Source organism: Nocardia sp. NPDC050378 (assembly GCF_040655675.1).
GTDB classification, from domain to species: Bacteria; Actinomycetota; Actinomycetes; order Mycobacteriales; family Mycobacteriaceae; genus Nocardia; species Nocardia coubleae.
On sequence record NZ_JBFAKI010000004.1, the window covers coordinates 25,053 to 51,001 of the forward strand.

General features: G+C 69.7%; 23 protein-coding genes. 7 read left to right on the forward strand and 16 right to left on the reverse strand.

The window, feature by feature from the left end; genetic code table 11:
• Nucleotides 1–40: 40 nt before the first annotated feature.
• The 8 genes from AB0I35_RS10345 to AB0I35_RS10380 all read right to left on the reverse strand — a co-directional run bounded on the left by AB0I35_RS10345 (nt 41) and on the right by AB0I35_RS10380 (nt 9,915).
• A complete protein-coding gene (locus AB0I35_RS10345; protein ID WP_357395500.1) occupies nt 41–1,420 on the reverse strand; it encodes an alpha/beta fold hydrolase in 1,380 nt (459 codons plus the stop codon).
• Nucleotides 1,421–1,477: 57 nt separating this feature from the next.
• Nucleotides 1,478–2,512, reverse strand: coding sequence for an ATP-dependent 6-phosphofructokinase (locus AB0I35_RS10350; protein WP_067493464.1), 1,035 nt, complete (start codon nt 2,510–2,512; stop codon nt 1,478–1,480).
• Nucleotides 2,513–2,540: 28 nt separating this feature from the next.
• Entirely contained in the window at nt 2,541–3,428 is an 888-nt protein-coding gene (locus AB0I35_RS10355; protein ID WP_357395502.1) for a hypothetical protein, read from the reverse strand.
• Between the two features lie 109 nt (nt 3,429–3,537).
• Entirely contained in the window at nt 3,538–4,347 is an 810-nt protein-coding gene (gene fdhD, locus AB0I35_RS10360; protein WP_357395503.1) for a formate dehydrogenase accessory sulfurtransferase FdhD, read from the reverse strand.
• A 73-nt stretch (nt 4,348–4,420) separates the two neighbouring features.
• Complete coding sequence (locus AB0I35_RS10365; RefSeq protein WP_166655716.1) at nt 4,421–4,591, reverse strand: hypothetical protein; 171 nt, start codon at nt 4,589–4,591, stop codon at nt 4,421–4,423.
• A 68-nt stretch (nt 4,592–4,659) separates the two neighbouring features.
• Nucleotides 4,660–7,887: a protein kinase gene (locus tag AB0I35_RS10370; protein ID WP_357395504.1), complete on the reverse strand. Its 3,228-nt coding sequence runs from the start codon at nt 7,885–7,887 to the stop codon at nt 4,660–4,662.
• 43 nt (nt 7,888–7,930) lie between these two features.
• On the reverse strand, nt 7,931–8,620 hold the full coding sequence (locus AB0I35_RS10375) for a response regulator transcription factor (RefSeq protein WP_357395506.1): 690 nt from the start codon (nt 8,618–8,620) through the stop codon (nt 7,931–7,933).
• Nucleotides 8,617–9,915: a histidine kinase gene (locus tag AB0I35_RS10380; RefSeq protein WP_357395507.1), complete on the reverse strand. Its 1,299-nt coding sequence runs from the start codon at nt 9,913–9,915 to the stop codon at nt 8,617–8,619. Before AB0I35_RS10380 ends, AB0I35_RS10375 begins: the two co-directional genes overlap by 4 nt.
• A gap of 156 nt (nt 9,916–10,071) precedes the next feature.
• On the opposite strand from AB0I35_RS10380, the gene AB0I35_RS10385 reads away from it, so the two are divergent.
• Genes AB0I35_RS10385 through AB0I35_RS10395 form a run of 3 tightly spaced genes read left to right on the forward strand, consistent with a single transcriptional unit; the run spans nt 10,072 to nt 13,638 of the window.
• Complete coding sequence (locus AB0I35_RS10385; RefSeq protein WP_357395508.1) at nt 10,072–10,395, forward strand: hypothetical protein; 324 nt, start codon at nt 10,072–10,074, stop codon at nt 10,393–10,395.
• A 34-nt stretch (nt 10,396–10,429) separates the two neighbouring features.
• Nucleotides 10,430–11,152: an ABC transporter ATP-binding protein gene (locus AB0I35_RS10390; RefSeq protein ID WP_357395510.1), complete on the forward strand. Its 723-nt coding sequence runs from the start codon at nt 10,430–10,432 to the stop codon at nt 11,150–11,152.
• Nucleotides 11,149–13,638 carry an FtsX-like permease family protein gene (locus tag AB0I35_RS10395; RefSeq protein ID WP_357395512.1) on the forward strand — a complete coding sequence of 830 codons (2,490 nt, stop codon included), beginning with the start codon at nt 11,149–11,151 and terminating at the stop codon, nt 13,636–13,638. The genes AB0I35_RS10390 and AB0I35_RS10395 overlap by 4 nt, the downstream gene beginning before the upstream one ends.
• A 2-nt stretch (nt 13,639–13,640) precedes the next feature.
• Here the strand turns inward: AB0I35_RS10395 and AB0I35_RS10400 are convergent, their stop codons facing one another.
• Nucleotides 13,641–16,556 carry a serine/threonine-protein kinase gene (locus tag AB0I35_RS10400; protein ID WP_357395513.1) on the reverse strand — a complete coding sequence of 972 codons (2,916 nt, stop codon included), beginning with the start codon at nt 16,554–16,556 and terminating at the stop codon, nt 13,641–13,643.
• Between the two features lie 159 nt (nt 16,557–16,715).
• On the opposite strand from AB0I35_RS10400, the gene AB0I35_RS10405 reads away from it, so the two are divergent.
• Nucleotides 16,716–17,612, forward strand: a complete 897-nt coding sequence (locus AB0I35_RS10405) for a hypothetical protein (RefSeq protein WP_357395514.1) — start codon at nt 16,716–16,718, stop codon at nt 17,610–17,612.
• Nucleotides 17,613–17,622: 10 nt separating this feature from the next.
• Here the strand turns inward: AB0I35_RS10405 and AB0I35_RS10410 are convergent, their stop codons facing one another.
• Both AB0I35_RS10410 and AB0I35_RS10415 read right to left on the reverse strand, forming a co-directional pair.
• A complete protein-coding gene (locus tag AB0I35_RS10410) occupies nt 17,623–18,288 on the reverse strand; it encodes a response regulator transcription factor (RefSeq protein ID WP_067493235.1) in 666 nt (221 codons plus the stop codon).
• A 9-nt stretch (nt 18,289–18,297) separates the two neighbouring features.
• Nucleotides 18,298–19,461, reverse strand: coding sequence for a histidine kinase (locus tag AB0I35_RS10415; protein WP_357395515.1), 1,164 nt, complete (start codon nt 19,459–19,461; stop codon nt 18,298–18,300).
• A 166-nt stretch (nt 19,462–19,627) separates the two neighbouring features.
• Between AB0I35_RS10415 and AB0I35_RS10420 the strand changes: the two genes are divergently transcribed.
• A complete protein-coding gene (locus AB0I35_RS10420; RefSeq protein WP_357395516.1) occupies nt 19,628–20,461 on the forward strand; it encodes a hypothetical protein in 834 nt (277 codons plus the stop codon).
• A gap of 40 nt (nt 20,462–20,501) precedes the next feature.
• Nucleotides 20,502–20,933: an SRPBCC domain-containing protein gene (locus AB0I35_RS10425; RefSeq protein ID WP_357395517.1), complete on the forward strand. Its 432-nt coding sequence runs from the start codon at nt 20,502–20,504 to the stop codon at nt 20,931–20,933.
• Nucleotides 20,934–21,071: 138 nt separating this feature from the next.
• Here the strand turns inward: AB0I35_RS10425 and gatA are convergent, their stop codons facing one another.
• Nucleotides 21,072–22,559: an Asp-tRNA(Asn)/Glu-tRNA(Gln) amidotransferase subunit GatA gene (gatA, locus tag AB0I35_RS10430; protein WP_357395518.1), complete on the reverse strand. Its 1,488-nt coding sequence runs from the start codon at nt 22,557–22,559 to the stop codon at nt 21,072–21,074.
• Entirely contained in the window at nt 22,556–22,852 is a 297-nt protein-coding gene (gatC, locus tag AB0I35_RS10435) for an Asp-tRNA(Asn)/Glu-tRNA(Gln) amidotransferase subunit GatC (protein ID WP_067493225.1), read from the reverse strand. Before gatC ends, gatA begins: the two co-directional genes overlap by 4 nt.
• 215 nt (nt 22,853–23,067) lie before the next feature.
• On the opposite strand from gatC, the gene AB0I35_RS10440 reads away from it, so the two are divergent.
• Nucleotides 23,068–23,718: an amino acid-binding protein gene (locus tag AB0I35_RS10440; RefSeq protein WP_067493223.1), complete on the forward strand. Its 651-nt coding sequence runs from the start codon at nt 23,068–23,070 to the stop codon at nt 23,716–23,718.
• Here the strand turns inward: AB0I35_RS10440 and AB0I35_RS10445 are convergent.
• The 3 genes from AB0I35_RS10445 to AB0I35_RS10455 form a co-directional block, all read right to left on the reverse strand.
• Nucleotides 23,711–24,229: a GNAT family N-acetyltransferase gene (locus AB0I35_RS10445; RefSeq protein ID WP_357395519.1), complete on the reverse strand. Its 519-nt coding sequence runs from the start codon at nt 24,227–24,229 to the stop codon at nt 23,711–23,713. The genes AB0I35_RS10440 and AB0I35_RS10445 overlap by 8 nt on opposite strands.
• Nucleotides 24,230–24,294: 65 nt before the next feature.
• Nucleotides 24,295–24,639: a hypothetical protein gene (locus AB0I35_RS10450; protein ID WP_357395520.1), complete on the reverse strand. Its 345-nt coding sequence runs from the start codon at nt 24,637–24,639 to the stop codon at nt 24,295–24,297.
• Nucleotides 24,640–24,657: 18 nt separating this feature from the next.
• Entirely contained in the window at nt 24,658–25,842 is a 1,185-nt protein-coding gene (locus AB0I35_RS10455) for an ATP-binding protein (RefSeq protein WP_357395521.1), read from the reverse strand.
• Nucleotides 25,843–25,949: the final 107 nt, after the last annotated feature.

Here is a 25,949-nt window from a genome sequence, read left to right on the forward strand (position 1 = left end):
AGCAGTCTATGTAAGCCGCTCACGGCGGCGGCCGGTGGTCCTAGCGCGGCGGGACACGGCGGGTGAGCCAGTCGGTGACGTAGGTGAGAACGGCCGGATCGATGGTGGTTTCGATGCTCGAGTATTCGCTGGGGTTGCCGGTTTCGGCCGGCTGCATCAGGTGGTTGAGGCCGGGGAAGGTGTGCACTGTCGGGTCGGGCGCGCCCGCGAGCGCCTCGCGCATGGGTCCCTCGCTCTGGGCGGCGGGAACCTGCAGGTCCTTGCCGCCGAAGAAGGCGAGCACCGGCACGCGCAGCGCGCGCAGCGACGGTTGCGGGTCGAAGGTCATGAAGGAGGCCATATAGGGGGTGTTGAACGAGTCGACCGCTTCCTTCGGTGCGCGCTCGCTCTCGGGTAAGGACTCGTTGTGCTGCTGGGAGTACACCTTGGCGCCCTCGAGGTCACCGGCGCGCAGCATCGCGGCCCATTTCGTGAGGTAGTCGACCTGCTGATCGATCTTGTCCTGGGGCGCGCCCGAGGCGGCCATGATGACCTTGTTCTGTTCGATCAGCACGTCGGCGCCGGGCACCGACGGACCGGCCATCAGGATCGCGAACGCGATATCGCTGCCGGGCCTGGCCGCGACCAGCGGTGCGAGGTAGCCGCCCTCGCTGTGGCCGAACAGGCCGACCTTCGCGTCGTCGATCTCGGGCCGCTCGCGCAGGAACGCCACACCGGCTGCGGCATCACCGGCGAGGGTGTCGTAGGTGGCGTCGTCGAGCTTGCCGCCGGTTCCGCCGACGCCGCGGTCGTCGGTGCGCAGCACGGCGTAGCCCGCGCGGGTGAGGGTGTCGGCGAGCACCAGGAACGGGCGGTGCCCGAGCAGTTCCTCGTTGCGGTCCTGCGGGCCGCTGCCGGTGATCATCAGCACCGCCGGGAACGGGCCGGGCCCTTCGGGTTCGGTCAGCGTGCCCGCGATGGTGATGTCGCCGCTGCGATAGGTGACGTCCTCGCTGCGGTAGGGGAACGGTGGCTTCGGGTCCTGGGGACGGGCGACGTTCTCGATCTTGCCGCGCCGCAGCGTGAGCGGCGCCGACTGGCCCGATTGCGACCAGTCACCGGTGATCTGCTCCCCCTCGAGCTTGCCACGGAACCGCGGGTCGCCCGGTGCGTCGGGGAGGGCGAATTCGACCCGATCCGGCTCGGCGACAACGTCTTTCAACGGCGCGTCGCGTAGACCCTGGATGGGGATGTCGAGGGTGGCCGAACCGTCTTCGGCGAAACTCACCCCGACCGGGATCGACTGCCCCGGCACCTCGATCGCACCGTTCCAGTTGCCGTGCACGGTGGTTTCCCCGGAATCCGGCGTGGACCCGGAGCATCCGCCGACCAGGGCGGTGAGGACTGCAAGAACCGAAACGAACACTCGACCGGTGCGCATGAAACCACGGTACCGACGCCCACCGACAAGTCCACGCAACGCCTCGCCAGGCAGGCCTCAGCCGAAGAAGGCCTGCGCCTCGCTGAGCCGTTCGGCCGGAACCCGTTTGAGCTGCTTGGTCGCCTCCGACAGCGGGACGAGACCGATGGTCGTGCCGTGCAGGGCGACCATCATCCCGAAATGTCCGGCGTGCACGGCCTCTGCCGCGTGGACGCCGAAGCGGGTGGCCAGGATCCGGTCGTACGGTGTGGGGCTGCCGCCGCGCTGGACGTGGCCGAGCACCGTGGTGCGAACTTCTTTGCCGATCCGGCGCTCGATCTCGGACCCCAACTGCTGGGCGACACCGGTGAACCGCTCGTGCCCGAATTCGTCGATTCCGCCTTCACGCAGCGTGAACCCGGAATCCGGTGCGGGGTGGGCACCTTCGGCGACGACACAGATGAAGCTCTTCTCGCCGCGCTGGAAGCGGGACTTGATCATCGCGCACACCTGCGCGACGTCGAAGGGTTCCTCGGGCACCAGCGTCAGGTGCGCGCCCGCGGCGATGCCGGAGTTCAGCGCGATCCAGCCCGCGTGCCGACCCATCACCTCGACGAGCATCACGCGCTGATGCGATTCGGCGGTGGTGTGCAGGCGGTCGATGGCCTCGGTGGCGATCGACAGCGCCGTGTCGTGGCCGAAGGTGACGTCGGTGCAGTCGATGTCGTTGTCGATGGTCTTGGGCACGCCGACCACCGGCACACCCTCCTCGGCCAGCCAGCTGGCCGCGGTGAGGGTGCCTTCGCCGCCGATCGGGATCAGGGCCTCGATGCCGTTGTCGTCGAGGGTCTGCTGGATGCGTGGCAATCCGGCGCGCAGGACGTCGGGGTTGGTGCGGGCGGTACCGAGCATGGTGCCGCCCTTGGTGAGCAGCCGGTCGGTGCGGTCGTCGTTGTGGATGCGGATCTTGCGGTCCTCGAGTAGGCCTCGCCAACCGTCCTGGAACCCGACGATCGCGTCGCCGTAGCGGCCGTTCGCGGTTCGGACCACCGCCCGGATCACCGCGTTCAGCCCTGGACAGTCTCCGCCTCCGGTCAAGACTCCGATGCGCATGGCGTTCATCTTGCCCCACCAGCGCGGATCAGGGGCAGTGGCCTCCGGCGAGCTCGTCGAGGTGGCCCGAGAGCAGGGCCGCCATCTTGTCGAGCATGGTCATCCCGTCGGCGAAAGCGCCCGAATCGGGTTTGGCGGCAAAGGCGACCGCGATGCGGCCCGAGGGCGAATCGATCAGCCCGAACTGGCGGACCAGGTATTTTCCGGACGTGTCCGGTCCCCACCCGCCCTTGAACTCGGCGCTGGTGAATGCCCCGAGGCCCCAGCGGTGGCTGACGACGATCTGCTGCATCAAACCCACCACCCGCTCGCTCTGCGGCAGGCACGGCAGCTGGGCGGCGAACCGGACCTGATCGGCCAGCGCCCACTCGGCCTGGCCGTAGATGGAGGCGTCCGAGCGGGTACGCACGGTCGGCACGGTCGTCGTGGCGTCGCCGCCCTCGCGCAGCACCCCTTCCACCGCGGCGGCCGCGTCGGCGTTGTCGCCGAGGGTCGACCACAGAGCGTCGGCGGCGGCGTTGTCGGAGGCGGTGATGGCGGCGTTCACCGACGAGTTGTAGGCACTGCTGCGACGCGAGACCGCGATGGCGAGCGGCACTTTGATCGTCGACCAGGCCGGGCCGGTCGTCCAGTCGCCGAAGGTGACCATCTTGGTCCCGGCGACCGGCATGATCGCCATCCCCACGCTGCCACGCAGACCGCGTTGCAGATCGGCGAAGTCGGCGGCCAGGCTGCCGGGCACCGCGACGGAGACCTCGGCCGTCACCGGGCCGCCCGGCAAGGTGGCCGGGCTCTTCGTGGTGACCTGCGGTGCGGCGGGGCTGCTGTCGGAACCACAGCCCGCGGTGACCAAAACGGCAACGCCCAGCAGTGCTGACAGCGCCACCCGTATCGGGTGGCGTCGGTTGTTCGTCATGATGTGAAGCATTTTCGTTTGTGAACTCCCCCGGGCTTTCGGTGCTGGGTAGCCGTGTCCGACACCGTACTGGGCTGTATGGCCCAACGCCCACTTCGTCCGTAAACCGTCAGGTCACACGGTTTTCACCCGAGTAGATGTTCATCGATTCGCCACGGACGAATCCGAGCAAGGTCGATCCGGACTCCACGGCGAGGTCGACGGCGAGGGCACTCGGCGCCGATACCGCGGCCAGAATCGGAATGCCCGCCATCACGGCCTTCTGGACCAGTTCGAAGGAGGCCCGACTGCTCACCACGAGCACCAGGTCGTGGCCGGGGATCCGGTTCTCCCGCACCGCCCAGCCGATCACCTTGTCGACGGCGTTGTGCCTGCCGATGTCCTCACGCAGGGCGAGCAGGGTGCCGTCGGTGGTGAACAGGCCCGCCGCGTGCAGACCGCCGGTGGCGTCGAAGAGTTTCTGCCCTTCGCGCAGCAGGCCGGGCATCCGCGTCAGCACCTCGGTACCGACGGCCGGGACCGCGGGCGGCAGGGGGAAGCGGGTGTGGGTGCGCACCTCCTCGAGGGCGCTCTTGCCGCACAGGCCGCAGCCGCCGGTGGTGACGAGGTTGCGCGGGTGCAGCGGCACGGGATCGCGCAACCGCACGTCGAGCACGTTGTAGGTGTTGCGGCCCTCGCTGTCGGTGCCCGCGCAGTAGCGGGCGGTGACGATGTCGTCGGCAGTGCCGATGATGTTCTCACCGAGCAGGAAGCCGTGCACCAGGTCGATGTCGTTGCCCGGTGTACGCATGGTGACCGAGAGCGACTGCCCGTCGACCCTGATCTCGAGTGGTTCCTCGACCGCGAGGGTGTCGGGGCGCTCGACCCGCCCGGCCGGTGACAGTCGGACGGTCTTGCGTCGTGCGGTGACTCTGCTCATCAGGTGTGCCGATCAGTCGGTGACGAGCGGTGCTCGTCGTCGCCGGAACGACGGTAGGCGAACCGGCCGGGGTCTAGTCGTCTTCGTCGTCGGCGGCCTTGTTGCGTGCCCGCGCGATCTCGAGCGCCCGCTCGGCCGTCGCCTGGTCCGGGTACGGCCCCATCCGGTCGCCGTACCAGCAGGACTTGCCCTGCTCGGCCTTGTGATGCTTGAGGCAGTAGTACCACTGGTCGTCATCAGCCATACCGACAGTATGCAACGATTCGCATATCTGCGTCCGCAGGTCGGCGCGGCGTGGTGCGACGCGGGTCGTCAGTACACGTAGACGACCGCGTTCTCGCCGCCGGTGCAGGTGACGAGCTTGCCCGCGGGCGTGCACGTCATCGTGTAGGTGCGTCCGGTCACCGGGCTGGTCGCCACCACCTCGCGGGCACCGCTCGCGCTGCCACCGCCCGCGTACGCCTCGCGGACCGCCTGCGCGAACGGGCAGCTGGTGACGGTGTTGCCGACCGCCGCCTTGCTGAAACTGCCACTGCCCGAACCGGAATCGCACGGTTGCGCCCCCGCGGGCAGGGTGACCGGGCCGGCCGAGGTGGTCGGTGCGGCCGTGGTCGCCCGTGGTGCGGTGGTGCCGGTCGGTCCGGCGGGCACCATCGAGGTGGACGGCGCGCCTGCGGTGTCGGTGGAGTCGGTGGCCGCCATCAGCCGCCAGCCGATCGCCCCGCCGATGGCGACGACGATGACGGCGAGCACACCGACGAGGATCGGCAGCAGCATGGATCGGCGGTTCGAGTCCTGTTGGGCCCAGGCTGGTTCCGGGGCGTAGGCCGGTTCGGGACCGTAGGGGCCGTCGTTGTCGCGGTAGGCGTGGTCGCCGTAGGCCTGCGGGTCGTCGTACTGGGAGTAGGCGGCCTGCTCGTTGTACGGCTGCGCCGGGTCGACAGCATTGTGTGCACCGAAAGGCGCTGCGCCGCCACGGTATTGGTGGGTGGGCTGGGAGCGCTGCGGGTCCGGGCCGTCGAAGCCGTAATGCTCGGTCGGCTGGGAGCGCTGTGGGTCCGGCCCGTCGAACCCGTAGTTCTCGGTCGGAGCGGAGCGACGCGCCTCCGGGCCACCGGGGTAGCGCTCGGTGGGCGCGGAGCGTTGGGCGTCCGGGTAGTGCCGGGTCTGCGCGGACCGCTGGTCGCCGATGTCCGCCGGATCGAATTGCTCGGTGGGCGGGCTGAATTGATCGTTCTGCCCGTAGTGCTCGGTGGGTGCCGACCGCCGATGCTCCGGACCGAACACCTCGGTGGGCGGCGCGAAGTGGTTGCCGGTGCCCGGCTGGGCCGGGTCTCGACGGTCATCGGGCCGATCTTTATGCTTGCCGTCGACGAACCCGTCAGCCGACCGTGGGTCGTACTGCTCGGTCGGCGGACCGAAGGCATCGGGACGCCGCGAAGCCGAGTCCTCGTCGGCCGGGAACCGGTCACCACTGTCCGGACCGAACCGATCACCACCGTGCGCCGAACTCGCCTCCGCCGCATACGGACCGAACGGGTTGGCCGCGCCGGCGGACCGGGAATCCGGTGCGTGACCAGGCCCCGGGAATCGCTCCTCGTCGAATTGCCCGGCGGCAGGTCCGAATTGATCCACGTCGAACTTCTGAGTCGCGGGCGCGGGCGTGTTCGCGCTCTCGCCCGGTCGCGGCCCGTACGGCTGACCCGGACGCGGTTCCGGGCCGCTGTCGGCACCGAAAGGTGCTGAGGGAGAGCCGAATCCGGAGTTGCGATCGGGCAGGTCGGTGCCGGGCAGCGGGTTCGGGCCGGTGCCACCGGGGACCGGCGGGGAGACCAGCCGGGCGGGTGGAGCCGGACGGTCACCCGGGTTCTGACGGGAACCGAAATCAGCGGGCGGCTGCCCACCCGGCACCGGGTACTCCCCGGAGTAGCGCTGGGTCGGGGCGCTGCGTGGCGGCACAAGCGGGCCACGCTGGGCATCGCTGGGGCCACCGAATTGCGGCACAGGCGAGGAAGTTTCGCCCGGCAGACCACCGCCGTACGCCGGACCACCGGGATGAGGGCCCCTCGCGGCATCGGGTTGCGGGACGGGCGAGGAGGTTTCGCCTGCTTGGTTGTCGCCGTAGAGGTGGGCGTCGGGGAACGGGCGCATCCGTGGGAGGCCCTGGTCGGGGGTGTAGGCCGGAGGCGGGGTGGGGACGACCGGTTCGGGGGTGGCGTCGTCGGCCGGGAGTGGCGCGAAATAGGTGTCGGCGGGGTGGATTTCGGTGGGGCCGGTGGGCTGGATGACGGCGGGGATGGAGACCTCGCCGCTGCCCTCGACCGGAACGCGGTGGAAGCCCGCGGTGTCGCCGCGCGCCTCGGGCGGGCGGATGATCAGCGTCGGCTGGGCACCGGTCGCGGAAGTCTGGCTGCGCGAAGTCTCGATGCCGCCGGTCGCGGTCACCGCGCCGACCACCCGGAACTCCCCCGTCGGCGTCGGTTTGGGCTGCTCCTGTGCCTCGTCGTCACGCTCGCGCGGCCCGGTAGAGCCACGGCCAGCGCCTGGTCTTGCGGCGGCATCGGTGCCCCGCGCCCCGGTTCCGTGCCCGGCCGCAGCGGCGCCACCGATGATTCCGCCTGCGGCATTACCGAATCCGGCCGCCGCGGGCACCCCGTGACCGGGCGCGTTGACCGGCCCACGGCCGACGATCGGCGCCGATCCGGGTGCGCCGGCCAAGGCCTGTCTGGCGGCCGTGGCCAGTGCGCCGGCGGTCGGGTACCGCTCGGCGGGATCCTTCGCCATCCCGACGGCGATCACGTCGTCGAATGCGGCGGGCAATCCGGCGATCACGGTGCTCGGCCGCGGCGGTTCCTCGGTCAAGTGGGAGCGGATGAGCACGCTCATGCTGGCACTGGGGAAAGGGGATGCGCCGGTGAGGCATTCGTGCAGCACGCAGGCCAGCGAGTAGATGTCGGCACGGTGCGAGATGGGGGCGGCGTCGAACCGTTCGGGCGCCATGTAGATGTAGGAGCCCATGGCCATCCCGGCCTGGGTGAGCGCGCTGTCGCCCTCGGTGTGGGCGATGCCGAAGTCGGCGAGGTAGGCGAAGTCGGCGGGGGTGACCAGGATGTTGGCCGGTTTCACGTCGCGGTGCACGAGCCCGCCCGCGTGCGCGGCGTCGAGGGCGGCGGCGATCTGTTCGACGACAGCGACCGCGCGTTCCGGGTTCAGCGGCCCCCCGGCGCGCAGCACGCTTCGCAGGTCGGTGCCGGGCACCAGCCGCATGTCGATGAACAGCACCCCGTCGATGACGCCCCAGTCGTGGATCGGGATGACGTGCGGTTCGGCCAGTTTCGCCGCGGCCTGGGATTCGCGCCGGAACCGGACCTGGTAGGCGGGGTCCTGGGCGAGTTCGGCGGCCAGCAACTTCAGGGCGACTACCCGGTCCTTGCCGGTGTCGTAGGCCTCGTAGACCTCCCCCATGCCGCCTTTGCCCAGCATCGACCGCAACTCGTACGGGCCGAATCTGCTCCCCGTCCGTGACCCAGGTGCCTGCACCGGTGTCCGCCTCCCACGTCTTGCGGGCCGTGGGACCCGCGTCTCAGAACGACGATTCTCCCGGTGTCACTATGCCGTGGTCAAACGCGAACACGATGGCGGCGGCGCGATCGCGCAGGTCGAGCTTGCCGAATATGTGTCCGACATGGCTTTTCACAGTGACTTCGGAGATGCCGAGTTCGGTGGCGATCTCGCCGTTGACCCGGCCGCGTCCGATCAGTTCGAGCACCTCGTACTCGCGGGCGGTGAGGTCGCCGAGGCGGCGGTCGGTGCGGGTACCGGTGTGTTTCACGGTTCGGTAGGCGGTGAGCACCCGACCGGTTACCGACGGATCGAGCCAGGCGCCGCCCGCCGCGACGGTACGGACGGCGCGGATGAGGTCCTCGGCGGGTGAGTCCTTGAGGAGGAAACCCGCCGCGCCCGCGCGCAGGGCACCCGACAGCAGTTGGTCGTCGTCGAAGGTGGTGAGGACGAGGACCGGTGGGGCGTCGGATCGCGCGCGCAGCAAACGGGTCGCATCGATGCCGCCGACCCGTTTCATGCGCAGGTCCATCAGCACCACGTCGGGCCGTTCGGCGGCGACGGCAGCCGCCACCTCGTCACCGTCGGCGCATTCGCTGACGACGAACCCGTCGCGACGGCGCAGGATGCGGCGCAGTCCACCGCGCACCAGTTCCTGGTCGTCGACGACGAGCACGCAGACGGGGTTGTCGATCGGTGCGGCGGCCGTCACTGGTCCTCCTGGGTTTTCGGCCGGAGCAAGCCGGGCAGCATGGTGGACAGTGTTCCGCAGGAGCCCGATTTCAGCGGAAACTGGGCATGCACGGTCCAGCCGTCGTCGTCGATTCCGGCCCTGATGGTTCCGCCGAGCAGTTCGGTGCGTTTACGCATGCCGCGCAAGCCCATCCCGGTGCCGAGGCGTGGTGGCGGGCCGAGAGGCAGGGCGTTGCGCACCTCGAGGGCGGCGAGTTCCGGTGTCACGTCCAGCCGCACCGTCGCCGCGGCACCCGGTGCGTGTTTGGCGACATTGGCCAGCGATTCCTGCCCGATGCGGTACAGCGCGTGCCCGACCGCGCCGGTGACGACCGACAGCTCACCCGTGCGCTGGTAATCGACGGTGAGCCCCGCGCGGCGGAAGTCACCGACCAGTTCGTCGATATCGGCGGCGCCGGGTTCCGGCTTCGACTGGGCGGGGCTGGTGTCGAGCATGCCGACGGTGCGACGGATATCGGCCATGGCCTGGCGGCCGAGGCGTTCCGCGTCGACGAGCGCCTCCACCGCCTCGGTGACGTCCTCGTCGGTTTGCAGTGCGCGGCGCGCGGCGGTGAGGTGCAGCAGGGTGATCGAGAGCGAATGCGCGATCACGTCGTGTACTTCGCGCGCGATTCTTCGTCGTTCCTCGTCGGCGGCCTGACCGGCTCGGATGGCCTGGTTCTCCCGTTCCTGGTACAGGAACCGGCGCTGGTACTGCAGCATCATCCCGACGAAGGTGCCGAGCACGATGCCGAGCACGTACATCGGCAGACCTTCCAGCCGTTCTCCACCCCACTCCAGGTGTCCGGCCAGGTCGAAGGCGATCAGTTCGGCGATCGCGAGCAGGGTGAAACCCAGCGTCATGCCCCGGGTCGTCACCGCGGCCACCTCGCCCGCGACGACGACGAGGACGAAGGGGGCGAAGTCGGCGGGAACGGGTTGCAGCAGGAACAGGGCACAGGCCAGCAGCCCGCTGGACTTCAACAGGACCGGATAGGGCTTGATGTCGAACAGCGCGTACAGCGGGACCGGCAGGAACGCCGCGAACATGGCGAGCAGCGGCAGCACCGTCGGGAAGTACTCGTGACGCTGGATGATCGCGGCGCCGGTGACGGCGAGCAAGGCCACGTCGGCCGACACGATCAACGCGGGCGGGTAGTCGTAGGGCAGCGAGGCGAGCCGCGTCCGCACGGACTCGGTGAACCGGTGCGCCACCGCGCGCAGCCGGGCCGTCGGCCTCGGCCGCCGTGCCGCGACGGTGTCGATCACCTCCATCCTGTCAGGCTAGCCGCCTGGGCAGCCCGCGACATCGTCCCGGGAACGGTCCATGTCTCCTACCTGGGTAGGAGAAGAAGTCGCGTCTCCGGCACGACGAATCGCCGCGTAGCGCTGCGTAGCGTTGGCCGCATCCGCTCACGGAAGGTGAAGTTCATGACCTGGACCGAGCTGCATCAACGCACCGACATCGTGCACACCGTTCTCGCCAGGGCGAAGGTCGACCCGAACGACCCGGGTCTCTTCGCCGACCTGCCCGATCTGGACCGTCTCTTCGGCGGCGTCGACGGCCTGCTCCGGGCGCTGGCGAACCGCTGGGACAACCACCTGCGCGTCAAAGTCGAGCAGGCCGAGTTCGACGGCAAAACCCTGGTCGAGGCCTATCTCGAGCTCGCGGCCGAACAGCCCGCGCTGCGTGCTCTTCTCGACGCGCACACCGCGATCGGGCAGACTACCCGCGACCGTGCCCTGGCGCGCTGAGACCCGCCACCCGAATACCCTTGGGGGACAACACATGACCGATAACGGCACACCGCAAGCTCCGATGCTGGAATTGACCGGCGTCGTCAAGCGGTATCGCGTAGGTGACCAGCAGGTACGCGCGCTCGACGATGTGAGCTTGCGCATCGAGACCGGGCAGTTCACCTCGATCATCGGTCCGTCCGGTTCGGGCAAGTCCACCCTCCTGCATCTGCTCGGCGCACTCGACCGGCCCGACGAGGGTTCGATTCGGTTCCGCGGCACCGAGATCGGTGATCTCGATGAAGACCGGCAGGCCGCGTTCCGACTCGAGCAGGTCGGTTTCGTCTTCCAGTTCTTCAACCTGCTGCCCACGCTGTCGGCCTGGGAGAACGTGGCCGTGCCGAAACTGCTGGACGGCACCGGATTACGCAAGGCCAAACCGCGCGCGCTGGAACTGCTCGACCTCGTCGGCCTCGGCGACCGCGCGCAGCACCGGCCCGCCGAGCTCTCGGGCGGACAGATGCAGCGGGTGGCGGTGGCGCGCGCACTCATCATGGACCCGCCACTGATCCTGGCCGACGAACCGACGGGCAACCTGGACTCCAAGACCGGTGAGTCGATTCTCGGCCTGCTCGGTGACATCACCGCGCAGGGCAATTCGGTGGTGATGGTCACCCACGACATGGGTGCCGTCGCCTACTGCGATCGCGTGATCACGTTGCGCGACGGGCAGATCGGGGCCGACGACCAGGTGCCCGCGCGGGTGCGCGCATGATCGCGGCGCTGGATCGGTTGCGACTGTTCAATATCGGTGACCTCGTCCGGCACCCTGGTCGCACCGTCATGTCGACCGCCGTGATGGCGGTGTCGGCGGCGCTACTCGTGGCGGTGCTCAGCATCTCCGGATCGGTGACCGGGTCGGTCGACCGGCTCACCAAAGGGCTCGCGGGTAATGCGGTCCTCGAGATCACCGGCATCACCGACGCGGGCTTCGAACAGTCCCTGCTGCCCGCCATTTCGGCCACGCCCGGTGTGGCGACGGCGGCTCCCATGCTGCGCAGCACGCTCGGCGCGGGCCCCGATCGGGCTCTGCTGATCGGCGCCGACCAGAACATCAGCGCGCTCGGCGGCGATCTGACCGGACCCATGTCGCAATACACGGCCAAGCTGGTCAGCACGCCGCGCGGCGTGTTGGTCGGTGCGGCGACGGGTTACCGCGAGGGTGACTCGATCCCGATCGCCGGCGGCACCGCGACGGTCGCCGCCGTGCTCGACGAGGCGGCCACCGATCGTCTCAATGGTGGTCACGTCGTCGCCGCGCCGCTGCCGCTGGCCCAATTCCTCACCGACCGGGTCGGCAGGCTGGATTCGGTGCAGATCATGGCGAAGCCCGGCACCGATATCGCCGAGCTGCGCGCGGCGCTCACCGCGGCGGTCGACGGACGGGCCGTGGTCGCCGAACCCAGCCTGCGAACGGCGCAGGCGGGTGGCGCCATCCAGATCATGCGGTACTCGACGCTGATGTCCTCGGCGGCGGCGCTGATCGTCGCGGCGTTCCTGATCTACAACGCGATGAGTATGGCGGTGGCACAACGCAGGCCGATGCTGTCGTTGCTGCGTGCGATCGGCGGTCAGCGTGGGCCGATGGTGCGCGATCTGCTCGTGGAGGCGGCGATTCTCGGGCTCGTCGGTGGTGCGATCGGTTCGGCGATCGGTGCCGTGATGGGCAGGTTCTCCATCGACCGGTTGCCTGCCGCGATGGTGCAGTCGGTGGAGGCACGCACCGAGTTCCTCGTCCCGAACTACGCGGTGCCCGTCGCGATCGCCGCGTGTGTGGTCGCGACCGTGCTGGCCGCGGCGATCGCGGCCCGGCAGGTGTACCAGGTCGCGCCGGTCGAGGCGCTCGCCCCGGTCGAGGCCGGTGATGTCGCCGCCGCGGGGCGCGGGCTGCGGTGGGCCGCGCTGGTCGGCGGTATCGGTCTCATCGGCGCGGCCGTCGCGCTGGCCTATATCGATCTCGGCCGGCTCTCGTTGGCGGCGATCACCGTGTCGTTCACCGCGACGGTGGTGTTGTGCTTCGCCGCGACCGGGCCGATCGTGCGGGCGGCGGGGTCGATCGCCCGCTGGTTCGGTGCGCCCGGGGCGCTCGGGGCGACCACACTGGAACGTGCGCCGCGCCGCGTGTGGGCGACAGCGATGATAGTGACGATCGGGGTGGCGGCGGTCGTCGCGCTCGGTGGCGCGTCGCAGAACATGGTCGATTCGGCGACCGACTCGTTCCGGAGTCTCGGTGAAGCCGACCTGTACGTGAGTCCGAGTCCGGTCGAACAGTTCCCCACCGGGCCGGTGCTCCCCGCCGACGTGTCGGACAAGGTCGCCGCCGTGCCCGGCGTCGCGAACGTGAGTCCGGGGCAGATGGCGTTCGCGACCATCGGCAGCGGGCGGGTGATGCTGCAGGGTTACCCGCCTCGGGTCGAGGACAGCAGGCTCGGTGCCGTCGACCCGGCCGTCATCGACCGGATGGCGCGCGGGGAAGGTGTGGTCGTCACCCGCGACGTGGCCCGCTCCCTCGACCTCGAGGTCGGCGATCGGATCACCATGCCCACACCTTCGGGCGAGCGCACATCCACTGTGCTCCAGGTGATTCCGTACTTCACCGCCATCTCCGGGGTGGTGATGATGAGCCTGGACCAGATGCGGGAGTGGTATCAGCGGCCCGGCGAGACGGTGCTCGCGGTGCGCTTCGAACCGGGTGCCGATCCGGCGGCGGTGCAGGCGGCGGTGCGGGCGGTAGTGCCCGAGCCGATCCATGTCGACACCGGTGCCGCCATGGTCGCGGCCATCTCCTCGAGCGTGGAGCAGGGTGCGGCGATGAGCACCATGATCCTGTGGATCGTGGTGCTGGTGGCCACGGTGGCATTGCTGAACACGTTGATGCTGTCGGTGCTCGAACGGCGCCGCGAGCTCGGGGTGCTGCGCGCCATGGGCACCAATCGCAAGTTCCTGCTGCGCTCGGTCCTCGCCGAGGCGGCGGGGATCGGGATCGTCGGTGCGGCGATCGGCATGGTCACCGGCGCGGCGGTCCAGTACCTGGGCACCGTGGCGATCGGGCACGCCATGACCATCGACATCGCCTACGCGCCGAGCCCACTGCTCGTCGTCTACGGCATCGTCGCGCTGGGGCTGGCGCTACTCGGCTCCATCCCGCCCGCGGTGCGCGCGTCGCGCATGCCGATCGTCGCGGCGCTGGCCGTCGACTGAGGTCACAGCGGAACCTCCGCCCACCAGGCGATCACCTCGTCCTGGGCGGAGGGCCGCGGCGCGCCGCCGGTCCCGCTGCTGCCCCGGCGGCTCACCACGACGAGATAGTTGTCGCGGTCCGGGTCGCCGGGGAAGCCGATCACCTGGTGCGCGGTCTGGACGCGGCTGGTGGCCGGGTCGGGCACCACCCAGCGCCGCACCGTCACCGGCACACCGTCTTTCTCCGCCCCGAAGCGGACGGCGGCGGGGAATGCATCGATGGCGGAGCGGGCCTGCGCGGAGTTCGCGTATTCGAGAACGAGATAGCTCACCGCACCTAGCCCGTTGTCCACCCGCTCACACTGCCACCCCGCGCTGATCGGGTTCCACTGCAGCGCAGGCTCTTTCCACGCCAATTCGCTCACCTGCCGTACCCCGACACACTTCGCCCCGCGATACCCCTGCCCCTCGATCCCCGCACCCTGGGGAACCAGCGTCGGGAACACCCGCCTGCTCGCCAGGAACGAATCGGTCGCCTCCGCCACGGCACTCGACGGCCCCGTCACCACCCCGCCGATGGCACCCTCGTCGTCATCCCCATCCGGCAGAATCACCACCACCAGTGCCAGAACCACCGTCACCAACACGACAACCAGCGCCGCGAGCACCACCCACCCGAGCCGCTGCAACCCCGACACCGGCCGAGACACCGCCGACTGCCGACGATGTGGAACCGGCCAAGGATGCCGTCCTTGCGGAGGCCGCCCAGGACCACCCGCCCCCGGCCTTCCCCCCGGCGGTTGCATCGGCGTCCCCGCAGACGCGACCGGTGTGGCCGCGGCCTGCGAAGGCACCGCCCCGCCATCGGGCCCGCGCCCACTGCCACCCGAATTATCCCGGTGCGCACCGAAATCCGGGACGTCGGAGCCTTCTCCGCCCTGCGCCGCCTCCCCAGTAGCCGGGGGCGACGCCACGTTCTCACCACCGTCCGACCCCGGCACGCCGCCGAGCGCGAACGGCCGGTCCACCGCCGCGGCACCTGTTACGGGGTCGCCGGCAGGGGAAGCACCCTGATCCGACTCATCTTTCAGATCCGACGCAACGGAATTGCCCCGATCGGGCAGTTCTTCAGCGCCGCCATCGGTGTCCGACTCGGCATCGGCGTTGTGTTCCCTAGCACCCGAAACCGCTGAACCGCCAGGCATATCGACGTTCGTGCGTACGTTCCCGACTTCCGCGCTGCCGACCGCTGGGGTTCCACTTCCGGTCGACGTCGGCCGCGCGCTCGCCGCCGCTCCACCTCCCCAGGCGATCTCTGCACGCGGGGCCGCCGGCTCGGCAGCTTCCACAGCCGAACTGGCGGCATTTTCTCCGTCGGCCTCGGTGACCGGCGAGTCCGCTTCCGCACCGCTGGTCGTCGTGTGCGTCGCACCACCGGCTGCTCCTGGTGCGCTGTCCTGTCCACGCGCTGCCATGCCAGGCACAGCAGTGACTTCCGTTCGTGCCGAGGAATTTTGGACGTCCGAAAGATCTCTGTTCGGCATACCGAGGACATCGGTCGCAGCTGTGCTCGACACGTCCCCCGCGACGGTGCCGGCGGGCACGACTGTCTTGCCGACCGACGACGAAACATCTGCCGCAACGGCTGTTGCTCCGTCCACCGAACCACGCGGCGTCGCCGACTGCTGGTGCGCGGACCGATCCGGTAGCTGTTCGACCGGCGGCTGCTGCGCGGCCGACTGAGCCGGTGGCCGCGGAGCCGGCGGTGGGGCCGCAGGCCGGTACGACGGAGGCTGCGCGAGCGGTTGAGCAGGCGGCTGGGGCGCGAGCGGCTGTGCGGGGGGTTGAGCAGACCCAGGTTGTTGCGGGAGCGGCTGCGGGGCCGGACCCTGCGGCACCGGCGGTTGAACCACCGGCTGCTGAACCGGCGGGCCGACATAGGGCTGGCCGACCGGCGGGGCGGCTGGGGCTACCGGAGGTGATGCCGGGTGCCAATGGGGTTGGGGCCCAGCGGGTAACGGCGGCGCGAACCCCGGGGCGGACACAGCTGTGGGCTGCCCCTGGACGGATTGCGGCGAGTACGAGGCGGGAAGGACGGGTGGCTCGGTCGACGTGAGGGCCCGGCGGGCCGCCTTGGCGAAGGCGGTGCACGACTCGTAACGGGCCGCGGGATGCTTGGCCATGGCGGCCGCGAGGACCGCGTCCATGGCGGACGGTAGGCCCGTGCGGCGCAGGGCGAGTGGGGGCGGGGGCGCGTAGAGGGTGCCCTGGATGATCTCGTTGGGGTCGGGTGAGTCGAACGGCGCCAGGCCGGTGAACAGCCAGTACAGGGTGCATGCCAGGGAGTACTGGTCGGAGCGGTGGTCGAGTTCGGCGCCGGTCATCTGTTCCGGCGAGGCGTAGGCCAGGGTGGCGGTGAACATGCCCTGCTGGGTGAGGTGGGTGGAGTCGGCGCGCAGGCGGGCGATGCCGAAGTCGGTGAGGAACACCCGCTCCCCCTGCCCGCCACCGGATCGCGCCAGCAGGATGTTGGCCGGTTTCACGTCCCGGTGCAGCACACCGTGTCCGTGCGCGTAATCCAGTGCGTCGGCGACACCTTCGATGATCTGCACGGCTCGCTGCGGTGGCAGGGTGCGTGGATCGACGGTGGCCGCGTCGATCCCGTCGACGTACTGCATGCTGATCCACAGCTGTTCGTCCTCGGCGCCCCGATCGAACACGGTGACGATGCCTGGATGATCGAGCGCCGCGGCCAGATCCGCTTCCCGCTCGAACCTGGCCCGAATCCGTGCGTCCGCGAACAGATCCCGGTTGAGCAGCTTCAACGCGGTCAACCGGTCCAGGCGCGGGTGCCGGGCCAGATACACCGTCCCCATACCGCCCTGGCCGAGCATCCTTTCGATGGTGAACCCGGCGAACACATCACCGATCTCGTGCACCACGACCCCCTTTCAGCGCCCGTCGCCGGACAGCGCGACCGTTCCGGCATATGCGAAACTTACTGGCATACGCCCGAGATCGTCCGGGCGCGCTAGACGAGTAGTTTGCACCGCCGGAGCACAGCGCCCCCGCGCAACCGGTGGTGGGGAGGGTTTCAGGTGGCTGGCTCTACTGTGAAGGCTGCCTGTCGCGGTCTCGTGTCCGGTGTGCTGTTGATGTCGGCGGCGCTGACCGGCTCGTGCGCGGTGCCCGGCAGCCCGACCGCCGCGACGGCACCGACGGTCCAGCGCGACGAGGGCGAGGCCTGGCGTCCCGGCCAGTCGGTGATCCTGCCCGACTCGCTCGCCGCCGAATTCACCCAACTGCAGGCGACCCTGCCCGGCCAGGTGGGAATGGCATTGATGCCGGTCGGCGGCGGACGGATGACGATCTACGGCGACTGGACCACCGGCATCGCCTGGTCCACCATCAAGGTTCCGCTCGCCGTCGCCGCCCTGCGCCACGACCACGACCAGTCCATCTTCGAGATGGTGCAGGCCGCGATCACGGTGTCGGACAACGACGCCGCCTACGGCCTGTGGCAGTCCCTCGGCGACGGCACGGCGGCGGCCGAGGCGGTGCAGCAGGTGCTCGACGAGGCCGGTGAGGTGAACACCGACAAGCCGGAGATGCGCACCGAACTCGACTACACGGCCTTCGGTGTCACCGAATGGTCGCTGGCCAACCAGGTGCGCTTCGCCTCCAAGCTGCCGTGCCTGCCCGACACCGAGGTCGTGATGCGGTTGATGGGCGAGATCACCCCCGAGCAGGGCTGGGGTCTCGGCCTGCTCGACCACGCGGAGTTCAAGGGCGGCTGGGGCCCCGACGACGACACCGGCATGTACACGGTCCGCCAGTTCGGGCTGATCCCCGTCGGCAGTGGCCAGTTGGCGGTCGCCCTTGCCGCACAGGCGGATTCGGGCACCTTCGAGGACACCACCGCCCTGCTCGACCGGATGGCGCTGCTGCTGGCACGTCATCTGCCCGATCTGCGGGGCGGAGTGTGCCCGCGCTGAGCGGGCCCGCTCAGCCGGGAACGACCAGACCGGATTCATAGGCGAGGACGACCGCTTGGGCCCGGTCGCGCAGGCCGAGCTTGGAAAAGACTTTGGACACATGCGTTTTCACGGTCTGCTCGGCCACGAACAGTTCGCTCGCGATCTCGGTGTTGGACAGGCCCTTGGCCACCAGCTCGAGTACTTCGCGTTCGCGCGGTGTCAGCGTCGACAGGGCGGGCGAGGGCGCGGTGCGCACGGTGTTGCGCCGCCGGGTCACGTCCGCGATCAAGCGGCGGGTGATCGTCGGTGCGAGCAGGGCCTGCCCGTCGGCGACCACCCGCACCGCGCGTACCAGCTCCTCGGCGGGGGCGTCCTTGAGCAGGAATCCGCTGGCGCCGAGGCTCAGTGCCTCGTACACGTAGTCGTCGATGTCGAAGGTGGTGAGCATGAGCACCCGCACGGGCGGGTCGAAACCGGCGGCGAGGATGGCGCGGGCGGCGTCGAGCCCGTTCATCTCGGGCATGCGCACATCCATCAGCACGACGTCGGGGCGGAGCCGTTTGGCTTCGGCGACCGCCACTTTGCCGTCGGGGGCGTCACCGACGACGCTGATGTCGGGTTGGGCACCGAGCAGAGCGCCGAAGCCCTGCCGGACCATCGCCTGGTCGTCGGCGATCAAGACGGTAATAGCCACGCGACCACCTTACGGGGTCGGCAGCGTCACCGAGACCTCGAATCCGCCGGTCGCAGTGGGTCCGGCGAGCAGTTGTCCGCCGACCGCCGCCACCCGGGTACGCATACCGTCGATGCCGTGCCCGCCGCCCGTGCTCTTGCTCGGCACACCGGTGGCGGGGTCGTTGTGGACGGTCACCGTCACCAGCCCGGGCCGCACGCCGACCGCGACGCGCACGGGCGCACCGGGTGCGTGCCGCGCGCAGTTGGCCATCGACTCCTGGACGACGCGGTACACGACCAGCCCGGTGGTCTCGGGCACGGCCGACAGGTCACCGTCGACGGTCCACTCGACGGGCAGACCGGCACGCGCGGCCGACTCGCACAGCGCCGGCACGTCGGCGGCGCGCGGTTGCGGCGCGTGTTCGGGCAGTTGCCCGTCGCTGCGCAGCACGCCGAGCATGCCGCGGATCTCGTTGAGCGCGGTGCGCGCGGTGGCACCGATCGATTCGAATTCCGCCGCGGCGGCCGGGTGCAGATCGGTGATCCGGTAGGGCGCGGTCTGAGCCTGCACCACCACCATCGACATGTGGTGGGCGACCACATCGTGCAGGTCGCGGGCGATGCGCGCCTTCTCCTCGAGGATGGCCCGGCGCGCGCGTTCCACCTCGGTCACCTCGGCCTGTTCCTCGAGTTTGGCCCGGGAGGCGCCGAGGGTCTGCAGCAGGTAGCCGAGCAGCGCGAGCGCACCGAATCCGACCGGCCACCCCCACAGCGGACCGTCGGCCGAACCGGGCATGGTCGTGGCGAACAGCATCGATTGCCCGGCCCATGCGACGACGACCACGGGCAGCGGCGCGCGCAACGCCACCGCGAACAGCAGCACGAACAGCACGATGACGTGCACCACCTGGAACGGCAGGTCGCTGTCGGCGGTCGGCGAGATCACCAGCGAGATGAGCAGCGCCGCGCCCGCGGAGACGGCCCAGCCGAGGGCGGGATTGATCCGGACGAGCAGGATCGGGAACACCGCGAGCCCCGAGATCAGCGGCGCGACAGCGGCGGGCACCTGGTGGGTGACGAACAGCGTGGGCCACGCGATGCTGTACAGAATGAGCGCTACCAGCACGGTTGCCAGGTCGAACCAGGTGGTCGCGTCGATCCGGCGCACGGTGGTACGCAGTTGTCCGGTCATGGTCCTGAGCCTAGGAAACCGGCCGCCGACCCACCTCATACCCACGAACCAACTGCGACCCCCTACCCTGGTGTGACCCCGGCGCCGGGACACCACCCGCGCGCCTCGCGAAACCGGTCCACAGCGGGATGCCCGCCGTACGACCCGCTCCATACTGTCGGAGGCCATGAACACCCCGCTTCGCCCGGCACCCGCCGCTCGCCGTGCCCGTGCCACAGGTTCCGCGTCCGATCCCGTCCCCGTCCCCACCGGTTCGACGGAACTCGGCGAGGTGGCCGCGACCATCGGCCCCGTTCCGCCCGCCGGGCCGGTGACGCCCGACGTGCCCCAGCATCGCCGCCGTAGCGGCGTGGCACTGTGCACGGCCGGGCTGGCGATGGCGGCGGCCGTCGTCATGTCGGCGCCGGGCGCGATGGGCACCACCGCGGACGGAGGCACCGAGAACGCCGCTGCTACGGCTGTCGTGCGGGCGCTGATCGACGACGATCCCGACGTCACCTCGCTCATCCCCCGCGATTTCGGTTTCAAGTTCGGTTACGACCCGGCCGAGCAGGACGGCATGCTGGTGAACCCGAACGGCGGCTGTTCCTCTCCGGTGACCCTGCCCGGCGAGTTCGAGGCCGCCTGCAAGGCCCACGACCTTGGCTACGACATGCTGCGCTACGCCGAACGCGTCGATGAGCCGCTCGGTCCGTGGGCACGGCGCTCGGTGGACGCGGCTCTCAACCGGCGCATCCACGCCGCCTGTGAGCTGCGCGACGACGAGTTCTCTCGCGCACGCTGCGGGGTGATGGCCGATATCGCCTTCACCGCCGTCGATGTGAACTCGCGCAGGCAGGACTACGCCGCACCGGTGGTGGAGAACGTCTTCGCCGAGACCGACCCCGCCGACCGGCCCAACCTGTGGCCCTTGGCGCGTACGGTACTCGGGTTGTTCGCGGTGACGGCTGCCTGCGCGGTGATCATCGACGCGCTGCGCAAACGTCGCCGCGCGATCTGAGCGCATTGCCGATTTCTAGAACTTGTTCTAGCTTTCACGCATGACTCTGGTGATCGACGAGACGGTCGAGATCGATGCCCCCGCCGCGAAAGTCTGGCAGGTACTCACCGATTTCGCACACTACGGCGAGTGGAATACCTTCTGCTACGAGGCCTCGAGCACCCTGGTGCCCGGCGAGCCGATCGACATGATGGTGAATCTCGGCGGCAACAAGCGCGCCCAGCGCGAGTGGATCCGCACCCACACGCCGGGTGTCGAGTTCAGCTACGCGATGAAGCCGGTGCCGCTGGGTGCGCTGCACAGCCTGCGCTCGCACACCGTGGTCCCGCTCGGCGAGGACCGCTGCCGCTACGAATCACGCTTCACCCTGGCCGGCTGGCTCAGCCCCGTCGTCACCCTCGCACTCGGCAAGCACCTGCGCGCCGGATTCGGCGCGATGACCGCCGGGGTCGCCGCCCGCGCGGTCTCCTAGCCGAGTCGTCGGCAGCCCGCTCGGCTCGGCCACGTTCGGTTCGTGGCCGGTCTCACGCGAGCGGTCTCGACCGACCTTCCGGCATCGAAAAGCGGGGCCCGCCGAGAATTCTCGACGGACCCCGCTTCGTTCGACTGCTCAGACCGCGGCCGGGGTCGGCAGCGGGCCACGGGCCGCCTCGTAGGCCGCACCGACCCGGTACAGGCGGTCGTCGGCCAGCGCGGGCGCCATGATCTGCAGACCCACCGGCAGGTTGTCGTCGGCCGACAACCCCGAAGGCACCGACATGCCGGGGTGCCCGGCGAGGTTGGTCGGCAGGGTGCACAGATCCGACAGGTACATGGCGAGCGGGTCGCCGACCTTCTCACCCAGCTTCCACGGCGTGAACGGACTGGTCGGCGAGACGAGCACGTCGACCTGTTCGTAGGCGGCGTCGAAGTCGCGCGCGATCATGGTGCGCACCTTCAAAGCCTGGCCGTAGTAGGCGTCGTAGTAGCCGGCCGACAGCGCGTAGGTGCCGATGATGATGCGGCGCTTGACCTCCGGGCCGAAACCGGCCTCACGGGTCAGCGACATCACCTGGTCGGCGCTGTGGCTGCCGTCGTCACCGACGCGCAGGCCGTAGCGCATGGCATCGAAGCGTGCCAGGTTCGACGACACCTCCGACGGCATCACCAGGTAGTACGAGGACAGCGCGTACTCGAAGCTCGGGCACGACACCTCGATCACCTCGGCGCCCAGTTCCTTCAGCACCGCGACGGCGGCGTCGAAGGAGGCGATCACGCCGGGTTGGTAACTGTCGGAATGCAATTCGCGCACCACACCCACGCGCACACCGGTCAGGTCACCGTTGGCGCCTTGGCGCGCGGCCTCGACCACCGGGGCGACCGGCACCTTGCGCGAGGTGGAGTCACGCGGGTCGTGCCCGGCGATCACCTCGTGCAGCAGCGCGGTGTCGAGCACGGTGCGACCACACGGGCCACCCTGGTCGAGCGACGACGCGCACGCGACGAGGCCGTACCGGGACACGGTGCCGTAGGTCGGCTTCACACCGACGGTCGCGGTGACCGCGGCGGGCTGACGGATCGACCCACCGGTATCGGTGCCGATGGCCAGCGGCGCCTGGAACGAGGCCAGCGCGGCCGCCGAACCACCGCCGGAACCACCGGGGATACGGGTGGTGTCCCACGGGTTGCGGGTGGGGCCGTACGCGGAGTTCTCGGTGGACGAACCCATGGCGAACTCGTCCATGTTGGTCTTGCCGAGAATCGGGATGCCCGCGGCGCGCAACCGGGTGGTGACGGTGGCGTCGTAGGGCGACATCCACCCTTCGAGCACCTTCGACGCACAGGTGGTCGGCATGTCGGTGGTGGTGAAAACGTCCTTGAGTGCCAACGGAACTCCCGCCAGCGGCGAGGCGGGCTGCTCCCCCGCGGCGATCGCGGCGTCGACCACGGCGGCCGCGGACAGCGCCTGCTCGCTCGCGACGTGCAAGAAGGCGTTGAGCTCGCCGTCGACCTTGCCGATGCGATCCAGGTGCGCCTGGGTGACCTCCGTGGAGGACACCTCGCCGCCGTGGATCTTGCTCGCCAGCTCGGCCGCCGACAGCGTGGTCAACTCGCTCATTCGCCCTCTCCCAGAATCTGCGGGACCAGGAAACGCTGTTCTTCCACGGCGGGCGCCTGGTCCAGCGCCTGCTCGGGGGTGAGGCCGGGCACGACCACGTCGGGCCTGGTCACATTGGTCGTCGGGTTCGGCGATGCGGTGGCGGGGACGTCGGCGGCGACCTCGGAGATGGTCCGGACGTGGCTGAGGATCGAATCCAGCTGACCGGCGAACTGGTCGAGTTCGGCGTCGGTCAACGCCAGCCGGGACAGCCGGGCGAGGTGAGCGACCTCGTCGCGGGAGATTGCGGGCACCGCGGGACCCCTTTCGGCTTCGGGTGGGAAGAACTTCCGGTACAGCCTAACGAGGTGGGCGAACAGCCCCGGACGCACCCGCCTCGCACGAAAGTTCGCCCTCCTCGGCGCGATGGGGTCATACTCGAGTCGAGATCCCCCGGTTGGGGGTGTAAGTATTGCTTCACCGGGTATTCGTTCTCGAACAGCCTCGGCCGTCAAGGAAAGGAACGCACGTGTCATACCTGCTCCGCGTGCAACTTCCGGATCGACCGGGAAGCCTCGGTTCCCTCGCATTGGCACTCGGCGGAGTGGGCGCGGACATCCTCTCGCTCGACGTCGTCGAGCGCGGCGCGGGATTCGCCATCGACGATCTGGTCGTCGAAGTGCCCACCGGCGCACTGCCCGACACCCTCATCACCGCCGCCGAATCCGTGCGCGATGTGAGTGTCGACTCCATCCGCCCGTACTCCGGCGTCCTCGACACGCACCGCGAGCTCGAGCTGATCGATCAGGTCGCCGGCGCACGCGACGATCGCATGCAGGTACTCGTGGACGGTGTGCCACGGGTGTTACGGGCGGGCTGGTCGACCATCATCGCGCTCGGCCCCTCGGGCGCCTATCGGGTGGTCGGCAGCCCGAGCGCCCCTGAGACACAAGCGGGTTCGGCTCCGTGGATGCCCATCGAGAAGCCGATGTGGCTCGACGGCGAAGCCGAATGGGTGCCGCAGATCTGGCGCGACATGGACACCAAGCTCGCGGCCGCACCGCTCGGCGGGTCCGGTAAGGCGCTGCTGCTCGGCCGCCCGGGCGGTCCCGATTTCCGCCCGTCCGAGGTCGCGCGGCTCGGCTACCTCGCGGGCATCGTGGCGACCGTGCTCAACTGAGCGCCAACCGCATCACGAACAGCGGCAGCCCGTCGTCGGTGCGCCAATTGCGTTCGGGCACAGCGACGAAGCCCAGACGCTCGTAGATGCGGTGCGCGTCGACCATGGTGGACATGGTCGTCAATACCACCGCCTCGTAGCCTCCCGCCTTCGCCTCCTCGATCACGGTGCGCACCAACGCCGTTCCCACCCCGAGGCCACGCGCCCGCTTCGACACCGCAAGCATCCGGAACTCGAGTTCGCCGGGGCGGGCGATCTCGGCGTAGCGACTGCCGGGTTCGGCGATGGTGAGCGAACCGACGACCTGTCCTTCGTGCAGGGCGACGAGCACCTGTGCGTGCGCGGCCCGGTGCGCCGCGTCACCCAGTTCCCGCGTGTAGTCGTTGTCGGCGGGCACATAGCCGTCGCCGACGTACACGTCGACGGTGAGGGCGGAGATGGCGTCGTATTCGTCGGGCTGCGCGGTCCGGATCTGCGGACCGCTCACTGTTGCGGGGTTGTTGCCGTGCATTCCCGCATGATCGCACCCGGGCGGCTGTGAGCTTCGCCGCACCCGTCCCGGCTACCGGGACCGTCTCAGCTACCGAGATACGGGCGCAGGCCGGGGTGCTGTGCGGACCAGCGGTCGGGGTTGCGCGGTGAGTAGACCACATCGAGCTGGTCGCCGATCGACGGCCACTGCGCCGCGTCCCACGCGAACCGCCCGTACACGACCTTCGCCGGCACCGACGGGCCCGTGATGGTTCCGGTGATGGTCACGTAGTGCTCGCCGCTCATGGCGGGCAGCGGGCTCACCCCGGTCACAGACAGCGACCCGTGCTCGACCTGAACTCCCCCACCGCCGCCACGCCTGGTCAGGAGGGCGCCGATCATGACCACGAGCATCGTCACCATGGCCGCCGCCATCACCACTTCGAGCATGACCCCATGGTAGGCCGACTACAGACCGACGAGTTCGCTGACGCCCTGCGTCCGCCGCACCTGCCACACCGCCGTCCTGGTGCGCTGGGACCGGCCGTTGTTGCGGTCGATGAGCGCGCGATTCGCGGTGGTGTAGATCAGCTGGGCGCCGCGGGCGTTGGTCTCCGGGTTCTGGAACAGCTGCACCAGCCGGTCGGTCTCCTCCACCGGCAGGCCCGCACCGAGATCGTCGACAGCGAGGACACCGCCGGTGTCGAGCGCCTCGAGCATGGCGGGCAGCACTCGCAGCAGCGCGCGGGTCGCCGTCGATTCGTCGGCCAGGCCGAACGCGATGTCGATGCCTTCGTGCACCAGGCTCAGGCCGGGGCCGCGCCGGTCGACCATGCGGCGGTACAGGGTGTCACGGGCGGCACGCAACGTGCTCAGCTCCCGTTCCACCAGCACGGCATCGGCGCCGCCCTGGTCCAGTTGCGCTGTGAGCGAAGCGATTCCGGCATCCATGTCACGCAGGTAGTCGGCGTACATCGGGTCGTGCTCGGCGATCAGCAGATCCTCGATGCCCAGATCCGCTGTGCGCAACAGCATCAGCAGGCGCGCGGCGTTGTCGGGCGAACGGGAGATGTGGCTGCCGAGTTCGTACGCCAGCGCCTCCACATCGATATCGCCCTGCTGCACTTGCAGATTCGCCGCGAACCAGCGATAGGCGGGTACCAGGGCCTCCGCGTACAACTGACCGGCCAGGCTCAGCAGCAACGCGTTCGGCCGCAGCAACGGCACCAGCGCCGTCACCCCGTACCGGGCCGCCTCGAACATCGGGCCGATCTTGACCTGATCCCCGTTGCGCTCGAACACGATTCGCTTGCGCGAACGAGGATGAGTGTAGAGCCACTCGGCGATCACATCGGCACTGTCGAGGCGGAAGCCGTAGGTATACGGAACGCCCTCCGCCACGAAACCGGTCACGAATTCGGTCGGCCGGTCGGCGAATCCGAGGTGCGGCCGACGCACCGGACCCGCGTACGGATCCCAGCCGCTCACCGAATTCAAGACGGCATCACGCATCTGCGCGAGCGCGTCGACCACACTGGTCTTCCCCGACGCCGCGACGCCGTACACCGCCGTCACCGGCACCGCGAGCGGTCCACCGGCCCCCTTGGTCAGCCGCAATTGCTGCGCCTCGGCCAAAGACCCATGATTGGCCACTTGAAAACTCCGCAACAAGATGCCGTCCCGCCTCTCCGCGTATTTCGGCCAGACTAAGGGGCGAGGCTCGTTGGTGACGCGGCAGGCGGGGAGTCGGTGGGCGGGTC

Excerpts from the sequence above, each read along its gene's own strand:
- AB0I35_RS10395 (WP_357395512.1), top strand. The coding sequence starts at position 11,149 with ATGATCGCGGCGCTGGATCGGTTGCGACTGTTCAATATCGGTGACCTC.
- AB0I35_RS10420 (WP_357395516.1), top strand. The coding sequence starts at position 19,628 with ATGAACACCCCGCTTCGCCCGGCACCCGCCGCTCGCCGTGCCCGTGCC.
- AB0I35_RS10450 (WP_357395520.1), bottom strand. The coding sequence starts at position 24,639 with ATGCTCGAAGTGGTGATGGCGGCGGCCATGGTGACGATGCTCGTGGTC.
- AB0I35_RS10390 (WP_357395510.1), top strand. The coding sequence starts at position 10,430 with ATGACCGATAACGGCACACCGCAAGCTCCGATGCTGGAATTGACCGGC.
- AB0I35_RS10355 (WP_357395502.1), bottom strand. The coding sequence starts at position 3,428 with ATGACGAACAACCGACGCCACCCGATACGGGTGGCGCTGTCAGCACTG.
- AB0I35_RS10415 (WP_357395515.1), bottom strand. The coding sequence starts at position 19,461 with ATGACCGGACAACTGCGTACCACCGTGCGCCGGATCGACGCGACCACC.
- gatA (WP_357395518.1), bottom strand. The coding sequence starts at position 22,559 with ATGAGCGAGTTGACCACGCTGTCGGCGGCCGAGCTGGCGAGCAAGATC.
- AB0I35_RS10345 (WP_357395500.1), bottom strand. The coding sequence starts at position 1,420 with ATGCGCACCGGTCGAGTGTTCGTTTCGGTTCTTGCAGTCCTCACCGCC.
- AB0I35_RS10445 (WP_357395519.1), bottom strand. The coding sequence starts at position 24,229 with ATGCACGGCAACAACCCCGCAACAGTGAGCGGTCCGCAGATCCGGACC.
- AB0I35_RS10350 (WP_067493464.1), bottom strand. The coding sequence starts at position 2,512 with ATGCGCATCGGAGTCTTGACCGGAGGCGGAGACTGTCCAGGGCTGAAC.
- AB0I35_RS10380 (WP_357395507.1), bottom strand. The coding sequence starts at position 9,915 with ATGGAGGTGATCGACACCGTCGCGGCACGGCGGCCGAGGCCGACGGCC.
- fdhD (WP_357395503.1), bottom strand. The coding sequence starts at position 4,347 with ATGAGCAGAGTCACCGCACGACGCAAGACCGTCCGACTGTCACCGGCC.
- AB0I35_RS10425 (WP_357395517.1), top strand. The coding sequence starts at position 20,502 with ATGACTCTGGTGATCGACGAGACGGTCGAGATCGATGCCCCCGCCGCG.
- AB0I35_RS10385 (WP_357395508.1), top strand. The coding sequence starts at position 10,072 with ATGACCTGGACCGAGCTGCATCAACGCACCGACATCGTGCACACCGTT.
- AB0I35_RS10365 (WP_166655716.1), bottom strand. The coding sequence starts at position 4,591 with ATGGCTGATGACGACCAGTGGTACTACTGCCTCAAGCATCACAAGGCC.